11 protein-coding genes and 1 tRNA gene are annotated in these 14,428 nt (G+C 74.6%); 10 read left to right on the top strand and 2 right to left on the bottom strand.

From position 1 onward, the window contains the following. The first annotated feature begins 233 nt into the window (after window positions 1-233). From FIC82_RS08070 to FIC82_RS08085, 4 genes are all read left to right on the top strand, one after another. Window positions 234-1,610: a hemolysin family protein gene (locus tag FIC82_RS08070; protein WP_168731622.1), complete on the top strand. Its 1,377-nt coding sequence runs from the start codon at window positions 234-236 to the stop codon at window positions 1,608-1,610. Further along, entirely contained in the window at window positions 1,607-2,650 is a 1,044-nt protein-coding gene (locus tag FIC82_RS08075) for a hemolysin family protein (RefSeq protein WP_168731623.1), read from the top strand. Before FIC82_RS08070 ends, FIC82_RS08075 begins: the two co-directional genes overlap by 4 nt. A 132-nt stretch (window positions 2,651-2,782) precedes the next feature. Continuing rightward, window positions 2,783-3,592: a M15 family metallopeptidase gene (locus FIC82_RS08080; protein WP_168731624.1), complete on the top strand. Its 810-nt coding sequence runs from the start codon at window positions 2,783-2,785 to the stop codon at window positions 3,590-3,592. Between the two features lie 52 nt (window positions 3,593-3,644). Beyond that, on the top strand, window positions 3,645-4,208 hold the full coding sequence (locus FIC82_RS08085; protein ID WP_154798211.1) for a hypothetical protein: 564 nt from the start codon (window positions 3,645-3,647) through the stop codon (window positions 4,206-4,208). Between the two features lie 70 nt (window positions 4,209-4,278). Here FIC82_RS08085 and FIC82_RS08090 read toward each other — a convergent pair whose 3' ends face one another. Continuing rightward, window positions 4,279-4,911, bottom strand: a complete 633-nt coding sequence (locus FIC82_RS08090) for a CYTH domain-containing protein (protein WP_154798212.1) — start codon at window positions 4,909-4,911, stop codon at window positions 4,279-4,281. 157 nt (window positions 4,912-5,068) lie between these two features. Continuing rightward, window positions 5,069-5,141: transfer RNA gene (locus FIC82_RS08095), tRNA-Arg, on the bottom strand. A 161-nt stretch (window positions 5,142-5,302) separates the two neighbouring features. Between FIC82_RS08095 and argS the strand changes: the two genes are divergently transcribed. The 6 genes from argS to rho all read left to right on the top strand — a co-directional run bounded on the left by argS (window position 5,303) and on the right by rho (window position 14,349). Then, window positions 5,303-6,988 (top strand): arginine--tRNA ligase, encoded by a 1,686-nt coding sequence (gene argS / locus FIC82_RS08100; protein ID WP_168731625.1) that lies wholly within the window; start codon window positions 5,303-5,305, stop codon window positions 6,986-6,988. Then, a complete protein-coding gene (gene lysA, locus FIC82_RS08105; protein WP_168731626.1) occupies window positions 6,985-8,373 on the top strand; it encodes a diaminopimelate decarboxylase in 1,389 nt (462 codons plus the stop codon). The genes argS and lysA overlap by 4 nt, the downstream gene beginning before the upstream one ends. Before the next feature lie 156 nt (window positions 8,374-8,529). Further along, a complete protein-coding gene (locus tag FIC82_RS08110) occupies window positions 8,530-9,867 on the top strand; it encodes a homoserine dehydrogenase (RefSeq protein WP_171445695.1) in 1,338 nt (445 codons plus the stop codon). A gap of 56 nt (window positions 9,868-9,923) precedes the next feature. Beyond that, window positions 9,924-11,027 carry a threonine synthase gene (gene thrC / locus FIC82_RS08115; protein WP_154799986.1) on the top strand — a complete coding sequence of 368 codons (1,104 nt, stop codon included), beginning with the start codon at window positions 9,924-9,926 and terminating at the stop codon, window positions 11,025-11,027. Beyond that, window positions 11,027-11,953, top strand: a complete 927-nt coding sequence (gene thrB / locus FIC82_RS08120; RefSeq protein ID WP_154798213.1) for a homoserine kinase — start codon at window positions 11,027-11,029, stop codon at window positions 11,951-11,953. Before thrC ends, thrB begins: the two co-directional genes overlap by 1 nt. A gap of 245 nt (window positions 11,954-12,198) precedes the next feature. Next, entirely contained in the window at window positions 12,199-14,349 is a 2,151-nt protein-coding gene (rho, locus tag FIC82_RS08125; protein ID WP_168731627.1) for a transcription termination factor Rho, read from the top strand. Window positions 14,350-14,428 lie beyond the last annotated feature (79 nt).

Genomic DNA, 14,428 nt, shown 5'->3' on the forward strand with positions numbered 1-14,428 from the left:
CGCGGCCCGGGACGGGACCGGCGCCCGCGCCGGTCGGTGATGCGCTCGCTGCCCTCGGATCTGCCATGGCTACAGCGTGGCACACGTCGGTCCAGGTCGGCCGGATTTCGGGACCGCGTGGAAGGCGTGCGTCCCCGGTCGTCGAGGGTCGTCCGCCCAGGCGTCCCGCCCGGTGCGGGCGCTAGCATCGTCGGCACGATGAAGAGCACCTCCCGATATCGGTGGAGCACCTCGTGGTAGGCGACTGGGTCATGGTCGCGCTCGGGGTGCTCCTCACCGCAGGTACCGCCGTCTTCGTGGCCAGCGAGTTCTCCCTGGTCACGATCGACCCCGCCGTCCTCCCCGCCACGGACGACCCCGAGCAGGAGGGCGACGGACGCGGCTCCCCGTCGTCCCGAGCCGCCCCCCGGGCCGACCGCCGCGACCGCAGCGTCCGGGCCGGCCTCAAGCACCTGTCGACCGAGCTCTCGTCGGCGCAGGTGGGCATCACGCTCACGACCATCCTCCTCGGCTACACCGCCCAGCCCGCGCTGCTCTCGCTGTTCGGGGCCGGTCTGCGCGGGACGGCGCTCGGACAGGCGGCGTCCGCGGTGCTCGCCGGGGTCCTCGCCCTCCTCGTCGTGAACCTCGTCTCGATGCTCTTCGGCGAGCTCATCCCCAAGAACTTCGCGCTCAGCGCCCCGTACGCGACCGCACGGCAGGTCGTGCCGGTGCAGCGCCAGTTCACCAAGCTGTTCCGCCCCGTGATCGCGGTGCTGAACGGCTCGGCCAACGCGATCCTGCGCCGGGTCGGCGTCGAGCCGCGCGAGGAGCTGTCCGGGGCACGCTCCGCGTCGGAGCTCGCGGCCCTGGTCCGACGCTCGGCCCAGGAGGGCACGCTCGACGTGTCCGTCGCGACGCTCCTCACCAACTCCATCGAGCTCGACGAGCTCAGCGCGGTCGACGTCATGACGGACCGGATGCGGATGGTCGTCGTCGACCGGGACGCGACCGCCGCGGACGTCGTGGACGCCGCGCGCCGGACCGGGCACTCCCGGTTCCCCGTCATCGGCGAGGACCGGGACGACGTCGTGGGGCTGGTCCACCTGCGCCGCGCCGTCGCGGTCCCGTTCGACCGCCGCGAGGACGTGCCGGCGGCCGCCCTGATGGTCGAGGCGCCCCGGGTCCCCGAGACCGTGCGTCTCGGCCCGCTGCTCGTCGAGCTGCGGGGCTTCGGGCTCCAGATGGCGGTCGTCGTGGACGAGTACGGCGGCACGTCGGGCGTCGTGACGCTCGAGGACGTCGTCGAGGAGCTCGTGGGGGACGTGGCGGACGAGCACGACCCGCGGCGCTCCGGCGCGGCGCGGCGCGCGGACGGTTCGTGGCTCGTGCCCGGCGTGATGCGGCCCGACGAGCTCACCGAGGTGACGGGGCTCCGTGCCCCGGAGGACGGCGCGTACGAGACGCTCGGCGGCCTCGTCATGGCGCGGCTCGGGCGGGTGCCGGAGCCGGGCGACGAGGTCGTCGCGGGCGACGGTCGCGACCGCGTCGTGCTGCGCGTCGAGGCGATGGAGGGGCGGCGGGTCGAGCGGCTCTCGGTCCGCGCGACCCCGGTGGAGGTGGGGTCGTGAGCTCGACCACCGCGCTCCTCGTCGCCGTCCTCCTGCTCGCGGGCAACGCGTTCTTCGTGGGCGCCGAGTTCGCCGTCATCTCCGCGCGCCGCTCGGCGATCGAACCGCTCGCGGCCCAGGGCAACCGGCGCGCGCAGACCGTGCTGTGGGCGATGGAGAACGTGTCCCTCATGCTCGCGTGCGCCCAGCTCGGCGTCACGGTCTGCTCCACGGGTCTCGGCGTCGTCGCGGAGCCGGCGCTCGCGCACCTCATCGAGGACCCGCTGCACGCGCTCGGCGTGAGCACGTCCCTCGCGCACCCGATCGCCTTCGTGGTCGCGCTCGCGATCGTCGTCTACCTGCACGTGGTGCTCGGGGAGATGGTCCCCAAGAACCTCGCGGTCGCGGGCCCCGAGACGGCGGTCATGTGGTTCGGCCCGCCGCTCGTGTGGATCGGGCGCGTGCTGCGGCCGGTCATCGTCGCGCTGAACTGGCTCGCGAACCACGCCGTCCGCGCGACGGGCGTCGAGCCCAAGGACGAGGTCGCCTCCGCGTTCACCGCGCAGGAGGTGCAGTCGATCGTCGTGCACTCCCAGGCGGAGGGCGTGCTGCGGGACGAGCAGGGCCTCCTCTCGGGCGCGATCGAGTTCTCCGAGCGCACCGCGCAGGACGTCATGGTCCCGGTCGCGGACCTCGTCACCGTCACCGAGGGCTGCACGCCGGACGAGGTCGAGCGGCTCGTCGCGAAGACGGGGTTCTCGCGGTTCGCCGTCGCCGACGCCACGGGCGAGCTCGTGGGCTACCTCCACGTCAAGGACGTGCTCTACGCGGACGAGACGACGCGCGGGGCCCCCGTCCCGTCGTGGCGCGTGCGGGCGCTCGCGACCGCCGCGCCGGGGGACGAGGTCGAGGACGCGCTCCGGGCGATGCAGCGTTCGGGCGCGCACCTCGCGCGGGTCGACGCGCCCGAGGGCGGCGGCGCCCTCGGGGTCGTGTTCCTCGAGGACATCCTCGAGGAGCTCGTGGGGGAGGTGCGCGACGCGATGCAGCGTCGTCCGTGACGTGCTCGCGCGGGTCCGTCCCTGGCGCTGAGCAGGGGACTTGGCATCGACGGAGTGCTTCGTTACTGTGCCGTGATTGATCGGTCGTCGGTGGCCCGAGAGCCACCCGGAAGCGTGAGAGGCAGGTGGCGGGTGGAGTCGCAGCAGACCGACGCACCCGCCCTCGAGTCCCGACGGGCACGGCGCGAGGCGGAGCAGGGTACGCGCCGCCGTCGCCCCCAGGCACAGGTCTCCAGCCAGCACCGCTGGGTGCCGCGCATGGCCGTCCTCGGGACGCTCGCGGCCGCGACGATCGCGATGCCGCTGTCCGCCGGGGCGGACGACGCCCTCGGCACCGGCTCGCCCTTCGAGCCGGACACCCGCCCGCTGGGTCCCAGCGCCCTCGACCTCGCGACCGCCGCGTCGACGGCGCCCGCGGTCTCCGCGAACGTCGCCGCCGCCCCGCGCGTCGAGGTGCGGCGCGAGGCGGCGTCCCGCTCCGCCGCACGTGACCCGCTCCCGGGGTGCGACCCCACCGTGCGACCCGCCGGCACGAACGGCAAGCTCGACGAGCACGCGCTGTGCGAGCTCTGGCAGGCCGGCGAGCACCTGCGGCCCGACGCGGCCGTCTCGCTGTCGGCCATGAACGAGGCCTTCCGGGCGACGTTCGGTCGCGACCTGTGCCTCGTCTCCTCGTACCGCACGCTCTCGACGCAGGTCTCGCTCAAGTCCTCGCGCGGCGCGTTCGCCGCACCCCCCGGTTGGTCGATGCACGGCTGGGGCCTCGCGATCGACCTCTGCTCCGTCGAGACCGGCTCGCGCGAGGTCTACGCGTGGATCAACCAGAACGGCGCCACGTACGGCTGGGCCAACCCCGCCTGGGCCAAGCGTGGCGGCAGCGGCGCCTACGAGCCGTGGCACTTCGAGTTCGTCCAGGGCGTCGAAGAGGTCCAGAACTCCTGACGCGCGGCCCGTCGCACGCCGCGGCGGCCCGGGGCGCCGTATCGTCGGAACCGTGGCCGACCTGCTCCTCGCCGCGGTCGTCCTGCGCCGCCCCGAGCACGCGCTCGCCGCGCAGGTGCTGAGCCTCGCGCTCACCGGCCTCGTCCGCGTGGAGCCGACGCCGTCCCCCGGGCCTCCGGCGCTCGTCCTCCTCGACGCGCCGCCCACCTCGGAACGCGAGCACGTCTCCCTGTCCGCGCTGTTCGGCGACGACGTGCGGCCGGTGGCACGCATCGTGCTCGACCCCGCCGACGACGACCTCCGCGGGAGGGTGCGCGAGGCGTCGCGCCGCGTCGTGCAGGGTGCGCGCCGCGACGGATACCTCGAGCCCGGCCAGGCTCGTCGCCTGACGGACAAGGGCGAGGCCGTGCGTGCCGAGCTCGTGGCGCTGGAGGACGCCGTGGAGCGGGAGGTCGCCGACGCCCGGGCGCACGACCACGCGCGCGAGCACGTCTCGTCGGGGATGCTGCCGTGGGCCGTGCTGTTCGGGCACGAGCCCGGGTGGGTTCCGGTCGACCGCCGCACCGTCCGGTTCGACGTCGCCGCGGTGTGCGCCGCGGCCGACGCGCTGCGCTGACGCCCTGCAGGCAGCGTGCGCTCGTCACGCTCGCCCCCGTGCGCCGAGCAGCGACGTCCGGCGGCGGGACCTACGGACCCGCGAGCCGCTCGTTGTGCCCGAAGTCCTGGAGGAACCTCGGCCCCGACGCCGCGAGCTCGGCCTCGAACGTCGCGCGCCACGCGCCGTAGGGCCGGCTCGCCAGGGCGTCGTTGGAGAAGCGGGGGTCGTCCGTGAGCTCCGTGACGCAGAACGCGGGGATCTGCAGGTCCGTCACCGGCCCGGTGCGCTCGCACTCCGCGACGACGAGCGGGTGGTTCGCCCCGCCGAAGACGTCGACGACCCAGCCGTCCGCACCGACCCAGAGCGAGTACCGCGTCTTGACGACGCGTGCGCCGCCGCGACGGATCATCTGCACGCCGACCGCGACGTCGACCTCGCGCTCCGCCTCGTACCGCGTGCCGCCCGCCATCGGCCCCTTCACCGTGAGCGTGCACAGGTCGACGGCGGGCGCGAACCGGTCGAGCAGGCGCACCGGGTCCGTCTCCGTGTCCATCGTCGCGTCGACCGTCGGCACCTTGGCGCGCAGCCGCAGCGCGTAGCCCTCGTCCGCCAGGTAGTAGCTCTGCACGATGAGCGCGGGCGCGTCGCGCAGGTCCTCGGGCAGGTCGCGCACGAGGAACCGCCGCTCGAACTCGAAGTCCCCGTAGCCGCCGTCGGTCATCGCCCCACCGTAGCGGGCCCTACGCCGGGCGTCGTCGTACCCGGGGGACGTCGTACGCGGGGAGCGTCCTCCGCAGGGTCGTGGGACGGCAGTGGGCCCGGAGGCGGCACGAGCCCGGCCGCAGGAAGCGGGCCGGGCTCGTCGGAGCGGTGCAGGGTGCCCTCGATAGGATTCGAACCTACGACCTTCTGCTCCGGAGGCAGACGCTCTATCCACTGAGCTACGAGGGCGAGCGCCGACGGTGTCCGTCGACGCGATGCACGAGACTACCAGCCCGCCCGGGGTGCGTGGACCCCGTTGGCGTCGCGGCCCGTCCGTGGCCCGGGCGCCCTGCGGGCGTCCCCGCGACATGACGCCACCGAGCGTGCTCGTGCCTCGGTAGAATCGCCCGGTGACCCCCGACGAGCTCTCCGAAGCGCTGAGCGCTGCCCTGGCCGCCGCCGTCGCCGACGGCACCCTCGCCCTGGACCCGACCGCGGTCCCCGAGCGCGTCCACGTGGAGCGACCCCGCCAGCGCGAGCACGGCGACTGGGCCACGAACGTCGCGCTCCAGCTCGCCAAGAAGGCGGGCACGACGCCGCGCGCCCTCGCCGAGGATCTCGCGACGCGGCTCGCCGCGACCCCGGGCGTCAAGGCCGTGGACGTCGCCGGCCCGGGCTTCCTCAACATCACGCTCGACGCGGCCGCCGCGGGCGAGCTCGCGCGCACGATCGTCGACGCGGGCCCGGCCTACGGACGCAACGACTCGGAGGCGGGCACGAAGGTCAACCTCGAGTTCGTCTCCGCCAACCCCACCGGCCCGATCCACATCGGCGGCGTCCGCTGGGCCGCCGTCGGCGACTCGCTCGCGCGCGTGCTCGAGGCGAGCGGCGCGGACGTGACGCGCGAGTACTACTTCAACGACCACGGTGCGCAGATCGACCGCTTCGCGCGCTCGCTCCTCGCGCGCGCCCGCGGGCTGGAGGCGCCCGAGGACGGGTACGGCGGCGAGTACATCTCCGAGATCGCCGACGCGGTGATCGCCGACGCGCTCGCCGCGGGCGACCCGGACCCGCGCACGCTGCCCGACGCCGAGGCGCAGGAGGTCTTCCGGTCGCGCGGCGTCGAGCGCATGTTCGGCGAGATCAAGGCGTCGCTGCACGACTTCGGCGTCGACTTCGACGTGTACTTCCACGAGGACTCGCTGCACGAGTCCGGTGCCGTGGAGCGGGCCGTCGAGCGCCTGCGCGCGTCCGGCCACATGTTCGAGCAGGACGGCGCGACGTGGCTGCGCACGACCGACTTCGGCGACGACAAGGACCGCGTCGTCATCAAGTCGGACGGCGACGCTGCGTACATCGCGGGCGACATCGCGTACTACCTCGACAAGCGCGAGCGCGGCTTCGACGAGGCCATCATCATGCTCGGCGCCGACCACCACGGGTACGTGGGCCGCATGATGGCGGTGTGCGCCGCGTTCGGCGACACCCCGGGGAAGAACCTGCAGCTCCTCATCGGGCAGATGGTCAACCTCGTCAAGGACGGCCAGCCCGTGCGCATGTCCAAGCGCGCCGGGACCGTCGTGACGCTCGAGGACCTCGTGGACGCGGTCGGCGTCGACGCCGCGCGCTACTCGCTCGCGCGCTCGTCCGCGGACCAGAACATCGACCTCGACCTCGACCTGCTCGCGCGGGCGACGAACGAGAACCCCGTCTACTACGTGCAGTACGCGCACTCGCGCACGGCGGCCGTGGACCGCAACGCGGCCGACCGCGGCGTCGCGCGCGCCGACGGCTTCGAGCCCGCGCTGCTCGACCACCCGAGCGAGGCCGCGCTCATCGGGCGCCTCACCGAGTTCCCGCGCATCGTGGCCCAGGCCGCCGAGCTGCGCGAGCCGCACCGCGTCGCGCGCTACCTCGAGGCGCTCGCGGGCGACTACCACACGTGGTATCAGCAGAAGTCGCAGCGCGTCCTGCCCTACCCGGACGAGGAGGTCACGGACACGCACCGCACGCGCCTGTGGCTCAACGACGCGGTGCGCCAGGTGCTCGCCAACGGCCTCGGCCTGCTCGGCGTCTCCGCGCCGGAGCGCATGTGAGCACGGGTCTGCCGGGCCACCCCGGCGAGCCGTGGTCGCGGGGCGTGCGCCGTCGGGAGGACGGGTCCGTCGAGGTCGCGGGCGTCGACGTCCACGACCTCGTGGCCGAGCACGGCACGCCCGTCTACGTGCTCGACGAGGCGGACTTCCGGGCCCGCGCGCGCGGGTACCGCACGGCGTTCGAGACGGCGTTCCGCGCCGTCGGGTCCGACGTGGACGTCTACTACGCCGGCAAGGCGCTGCTGACGGTGGCGGTCGCGCGCTGGGCGCGCGAGGAGGGCCTGCGGGTCGACACCGCGAGCGGCGGAGAGCTCGCCGTCGCGCTGCGGGCGGGAGTGCCCGGCGCGGAGATCGGGCTGCACGGCAACAACAAGTCCGACGCCGAGATCGGCCGGGCGCTCGACGAGGGCGTGGGCCGGATCATCGTCGACTCGCTCGTCGAGGTCGAGCGCGTCGCGCGCCTCGCGGGGGAGCGCGGCGTCGTCGCGCCCGTCATGGTGCGCGTGACCACGGGGGTCCACGCGGGCGGGCACGAGTACATCTCGACCGCGCACGAGGACCAGAAGTTCGGCCTGTCGATCGCGGCGCCCCGCGGCACGGAGGGCGGCCCGGCCGGCGACTCCCCGGCCATGGCCGCGCTGCTCGACGTGGTCGTGCGTCCCGAGCTGCACCTGCTCGGGATCCACTCGCACATCGGGTCCCAGATCCTCGACCCGTCGGGGTTCGAGGTCGCGGCGCGCGCGGTGCTGGAGCTGCGGGCGGAGCTCGCCGCACGCACGGGCGTGCTCGTCGACGAGGTCGACATCGGCGGCGGCTACGGGATCGCGTACCTCCCCGGGGAGGTCGCGCTCGACCCGGAGCGCGTCGCGAAGGACGTCGCCGCCGCGGTCGATGCGGCGGCCGCGGAGCTCGGCACCCCGCTGCCGCGGTTCTCGATCGAGCCGGGTCGCGCGATCGTCGGGCCGGCCGGCCTCACGCTCTACACCGTGGGCACGGTCAAGCCCGTGACGCTCGACGACGGCCGCGTGCGCACGTACGTCTCGGTCGACGGCGGCATGAGCGACAACATCCGCCCGGCGCTCTACGAGGCGCAGTACCACGCGGAGGTCGTCGGCCGGGCGTCGGACGCGGAGCCCGTGCTCGCGCGCGTGGTCGGCAAGCACTGCGAGAGCGGCGACATCGTCGTCCACGAGGTGCGGCTCCCCGGCGACGTACGCGCGGGCGACCTGCTCGCCGTGCCCGCCACGGGTGCCTACGGCCGCTCGATGGCGTCGAACTACAACATGCTGACGCGCCCGCCCGTCGTCGCGGTGCGCGACGGCGCGAGCCGCGTGCTGGTACGGCGCGAGACCGTCGAGGACCTGCTGGCGCTCGACGAGGGCTGACCGCCGGCACGCCCACGGTCCGGCATCCGACCCGTGGGCACGCCCCGGGCGGGAGCACTCGTCGCCGTATCCTGTGCCTGCGGCTCCCGGGCCGCCCGGGCACGACCCGGGCCGCGCGGCGCCGCACCCGTCCTGACCACCCGAGGAAGGTCCGTCGTGCCGTCTGCCGCCGAGTCCCACCCGCCCCTGCGCGTCGCCCTCCTGGGCTGCGGCGTCGTCGGCACCCAGGTCGCGCGGCTCCTCACGGAGCAGGCCGACGACCTCGCCTCGCGCGTGGGCGCACGCCTCGAGCTCGTCGGGATCGCGGTGCGGGACGCGGCGGCCCCGCGCGACGCCGCGATCGACCGGTCGCTGCTCACCGAGGACGCGGAAGGCCTCGTCGCGCGCGCGGACGTCGTCGTGGAGGTCATGGGCGGCACCGAGCCCGCGCGCGCGCTGCTGCTGCGCGCGATCGAGGCGGGCGCCGCCGTCGTCACGGCGAACAAGGCGCTGCTCGCCGAGGACGGGCCCACGCTCTACAAGGCCGCCGACGCGGCCGGCGTCGACATCTACTTCGAGGCCGCCGTCGCGGGCGCGATCCCCATCGTGCGCCCCGTGCGCGAGTCGCTCGCGGGCGACCACGTGCGCCGCGTCCTCGGCATCGTCAACGGGACGACCAACTACGTCCTCGACCAGATGGCCACCACCGGCATGGGCCTCGAGGAGGCCGTCAAGGAGGCGCAGGACCTCGGGTACGCGGAGGCCGACCCGACGGCGGACGTCGAGGGCTACGACGCCGCGGCCAAGGCCGCGATCCTCGCGAGCCTCGCCTTCCACACGCGCGTCTCGCTGGACGACGTCGCGCGCGAGGGCATCATGTCCGTCACCGCCGCCGACGTCGCGTGGGCCGCGCAGACCGGCCACGTCATCAAGCTGCTCGCGATCGCGGAGCTGCGCGACGGCACGTCGGCGGGCGGGTCCGCCGGAGTGTCCGTGCGCGTGCACCCGGCGCTCGTGCCGACGTCGCACCCGCTCGCGAACGTGCGCGGGTCGTTCAACGCCGTGTTCGTCGAGGCGGAGTCCGCCGGCGAGCTCATGTTCTACGGGCGCGGCGCGGGCGGCGCGCCGACGGCGTCGGCCGTGCTGGGCGACGTCGTCTCGGCCGCGCGCCACCGCGTGCTCGGGGGCAAGGGTCCGCAGGAGTCCACCTACGCGGAGCTCGCCATCCTCCCCGCGAGCGCGGCCGTGACCCGCTACCAGGTGCGGCTCGACGTCGACGACCGCCCGGGCGTGCTCGCGCAGGTCGCGCACGCGCTCGCCGAGCACGGCGTCTCCATCGAGGCGGTCCGCCAGCCCACGGCCCCCGGGGGCGCCGACGCCGAGGGCGGGGTCGCGGAGCTGCTCATCACCACGCACGCCGCGCCCGAGTCGGCGCTCGCGGCCACCGTCGCCGCGGTGGCCGGGCTCGATCCCGTCCGCACGATCACGTCCGTCCTGAGAGTCGAGGGAGCCTGATGGCTCACCGGGAGGCACACCACCAGATGGCACACCACCAGATGGCACACCACCAGATGGCACACCAGTGGCAGGGCATCATCGCCGAGTACCGTGACCGGCTGCCCGAGCACGTGTCCGAGCGGATCGTCACGCTCGGCGAGGGCGGCACGCCGCTCGTCGAGGCCCCGGCGCTCTCCGCGCGCACGGGCGCGCAGGTCTTCGTCAAGGTCGAGGGCATGAACCCCACGGGGTCGTTCAAGGACCGCGGCATGACGGCGGCCATCTCCGCCGCAGCGGGCCGCGGCGCGCGGGCGGTCGTGTGCGCGTCGACGGGCAACACGTCGGCGTCGGCGGCCGCGTACGCGGTGCGCGCCGGGATGACCTGCGCCGTGCTCGTCCCGGACGGCAAGATCGCGATGGGCAAGCTCAGCCAGGCGATCGCGCACGGCGCGCGCCTGCTCCAGGTCGACGGCAACTTCGACGACTGCCTCGTCGCCGCGCGCAAGCTCGCCGACTCCTACCCGGTCGAGCTCGTCAACTCGGTGAACCCCGACCGCATCGAGGGTCAGAAGACCGGCGCGTTCGAGATCGTCGACGCGCTCGGCGACGCGCCCGACATCCACGCGCTGCCCGTCGGCAACGCGGGGAACATCACCGCGTACTGGAAGGGCTTCCGGGAGTACGCCGGCCAGGGCGCCCCCGGCCACGCGGGCGAGGGCCTGCCGGCCGTCGCGACGCACGTGCCGCAGATGTGGGGCTTCCAGGCGGCGGGCGCCGCACCGATCGTCGCCGGGCACCCGATCACCGAGCCGGAGACGATCGCGACCGCGATCCGCATCGGCAACCCCGCCTCGTGGGAGCTCGCCGAGACGGCGCGCGACGACTCGGGCGGCGTCATCGAGTCCGTCACGGACGAGCAGATCCTCGCCGCGCACCGGATCCTGTCGAGCGAGGTCGGCGTGTTCGTCGAGCCCGCATCGGCGGCCGGCGTCGCCGGGATCCTGTCGCGCGCCGAGCGCGGGCTCGTGCCCGCGGGCTCGCGCATCGTCGTCACGGTCACGGGCCACGGGCTCAAGGACCCGCAGTGGGCGCTGCGCACGCTCGACGGCAGCGAGGTGACGCCGACGCGCGTGAGCGCCGACGTCGTGTCCATCGCCGACGCCCTCGGGCTCGACTGATGCAGCTCGGCGCGGACCACGTGCGGGTGCGCGTCCCGGCGACGAGCGCGAACCTCGGCCCCGGCTTCGACGCGCTGGGTCTGGCGCTCGCGCTCCACGACGTGCTCGAGGTGCGGGCGCTCGCGAGCGACGACGTCGTCGTCGAGGTGGAGGGAGAGGGCGCCGGCGAGGTCCCGGGCGACGAGTCGCACCTCGTGGTGCGGGCGCTGCGCGCCGCGCTCGACGCGGCCGGTGCCCCTCGGACCGGGCTGCACCTGTCCTGCGTCAACCGCGTCCCGCACGGGCGGGGCCTCGGCTCGTCGGCGGCCGCCGTCGTGGCGGGCGTCGTGGCGGCACGGGCGCTCGTCGCGGACCCCTCCGTGCTCGACGACGACGTGGCGCTCGGCCTCGCGACCGCGATCGAAGGGCACCCCGACAACGCGGCGCCCGCGCTCCTGGGCGGCGCGACCGTCGCGTGGGACGCCGGACCCGGTGCCGGGCCCCGCGCCGCGCGGCTGGAGGTGCACCCCGACGTGCGGGCGACCGTGCTCGTGCCCTCGGCGCGCCTCGCGACCAGCCGGGCGCGTGGCGTGCTCCCGGCGCAGGTGCCGCACGCAGACGCCGCCTTCAACGCCGGGCGGGCGGCCCTCCTCGTCGAGGCGCTGACCCGGCGCCCCGACCTGCTGCTCGACGCGACCGACGACCGCCTGCACCAGGGGTACCGGGCCGACGTCATGCCGTCGTCGTTCGAGCTCGTCCAGGCGCTGCGGGCCAGCGGGCTTCCCGCGACCGTGTCGGGGGCCGGCCCGACCGTCCTCGTGCTGTCGACGGCGGACGACCTGGCCGCCGTCGCGCGCGTCACGGACGAGCTCGTCGGGGGGAGCACGGACTGGGCCGTGCACCGCCTCGACGTCGACACGCGCGGCGTCGTCGCCGAACGGCTCTGACCTCGGGCGGGCCGGTGCTAGGATGGGTCAAGCCTTCGGTCACGCTCTCGCATCAGCAGTCGAGCGTTCTCCAACGCGGAAGTGCCGCGAAAGAGCCGTCCGAGAGAAGGCAATCCAGCCCGCGTCAGCTGACGTCGTCGTACCACTGACGCGTGACACCTGCGCACCGGCCGTCACGGCCGGGCGTCGACCACCCGCGGCCCGCCCTCTGAGAGGCGGGCGCAAACGAGGGGGAAGGGTCCTTCGTGACAGACACCATCGACACCGCCACGAGCAGCGCGACCGGTTCGGCCGCTGCCGGCGGGAACGCCCGGAGCGGCGCGCTCTCCACGCTGCGCCTCCCGGAGCTGCAGGCCCTCGCCTCGCAGCTCGGGGTCAAGGGCACGTCCAAGATGCGCAAGGGCGATCTTGTGGACGTCATCCGCGCCCGCACCGGCGAGCAGAGCGCCTCGGAGCGCCCCGCCGCGCCGCGGCGCGACACGGACGGGGCGAACGCCGCGGGCCGTGAGACCACCGAGGCGCCCGCCGCCTCCGGGCGCGGCCGCAGCCGCCGCGCCGAGCGGCCCGCCGCGAGCCCGGTGAGCACCACCGACACCACGCCGGCGACGCGACAGGACGCGCCGTCGGCCGCGAGCCGCGAGGAGCGCACCGCCGCTCCCGTGCTCGACCTGCCCGTGCGTGCCGACGAGCAGCGCGCGGAGCGCCGCGACGGCCGTCGCGACTCTCGGTCCGAGGCCGCGGCCGCGGTCGCGGAGGCGCTCGGCGAGCAGGGCGTGCGCACGCGCGACACGTCCAACGAGTCCGCCGACGAGCGCGCCGCGCGCGCCGCGGCGGCGGTCGGCCTCGTGACGGGCGAGCGCGGCTCGCGCCGCTCGGGCCGTGGCGCCGGCGCCCCCCGGAACGGCGAGGGCGACGGCGACGCGTCGCGCGCCGACCGCCAGCGCGACCAGTCCGGTGGCGAGCGCCAGCGCGACCAGTCCGGTGGCGAGCGCCAGCGCGACCAGCAGGGTGGACAGCAGTCGGGTCAGCAGTCCGGCCAGCAGTCCCGTGGCGAGCGTCAGGGCGACCGCCGTGACGACCGCCAGCTGCTGGACGACGAGCGCGGCGGCCGTCGCCGCCGGGGTCGTGACCGCGGCCGCGAGCGTGACCGCAAGCGCGGCCGCAACCGCCAGGGACCGGACCTCGCGGGCCTCGACGACATCGAGGTCAACGAGGACGACGTCCTGCTCCCCGTCGCCGGCATCCTCGACATCCTCGACAACTACGCGTTCGTGCGCACCAGCGGGTACCTGCCGGGCCAGAACGACGTCTACGTCTCGCTCGGCCAGGTGAAGAAGGCCGGCCTGCGCCGCGGCGACGCGGTCACGGGCGCCGTGCGCCAGCCGCGCGAGGGCGAGAACCAGGGGAACACGGCGCGCCAGAAGTTCAACGCGCTCGTCCGCCTGGACACGGTCAACGGGATGTCGCCCGACGAGGCGCGCCAGCGTCCGGAGTTCACCAAGCTCACGCCGCTGTACCCGCAGGACCGCCTGCGCCTGGAGAACACCGAGGCGACGCGCCTGACGCCGCGCGTGATCGACATCGTCGCGCCGATCGGCAAGGGCCAGCGCGGCCTCATCGTCGCTCCGCCCAAGGCCGGCAAGACGATCATCATGCAGCAGATCGCCAACGCGATCACGGCCAACAACCCCGAGGTCCACCTCATGGTGGTGCTCGTGGACGAGCGGCCCGAAGAGGTCACGGACATGGAGCGGACGGTGAAGGGCGAGGTCATCGCCTCGACGTTCGACCGCCCCGCGTCCGACCACACGATCGTCGCCGAGCTCGCGATCGAGCGCGCGAAGCGCCTGGTCGAGCTCGGCCAGGACGTCGTCGTGCTCCTCGACTCGCTCACCCGCCTGTCGCGCGCGTACAACCTCGCGGCCCCGGCCTCGGGCCGCATCCTGTCCGGTGGTGTGGACGCGTCCGCGCTCTACCCGCCCAAGCGGTTCTTCGGCGCGGCCCGCAACATCGAGAACGGCGGCTCGCTGACGATCCTCGCCTCGGCGCTCGTCGAGACGGGCTCCAAGATGGACGAGGTCATCTTCGAGGAGTTCAAGGGCACGGGGAACATGGAGCTCCGCCTGTCGCGCAACCTCGCGGACAAGCGCATCTTCCCGGCCGTGGACGTCAACGCGTCCGGCACGCGCCGCGAGGAGATCCTCCTGTCGCAGGACGAGCTGAAGATCGTCTACAAGCTCCGTCGTGTCATGGGCGCCCTCGACCAGCAGCAGGCGATCGAGCTGCTGCTCGGCCAGCTCAAGAAGACGCAGACGAACGTCGAGTTCCTGCTCCACGTCCAGAAGACGACCCCCGGTGGTCTCGCGGACGACGACAACGTCGGCCGCACGATCTGACGGTCGTCCGGCAGGAGCTGACGGCGGGCTGCCCCGGGACGTTCCCGGGGCGCCCGTGCGTTCTGGCACAATGGTTCGT

The sequence above is a fragment of the Cellulosimicrobium protaetiae genome, assembly GCF_009708005.2.
Taxonomy (GTDB): domain Bacteria; phylum Actinomycetota; class Actinomycetes; order Actinomycetales; family Cellulomonadaceae; genus Cellulosimicrobium; species Cellulosimicrobium protaetiae.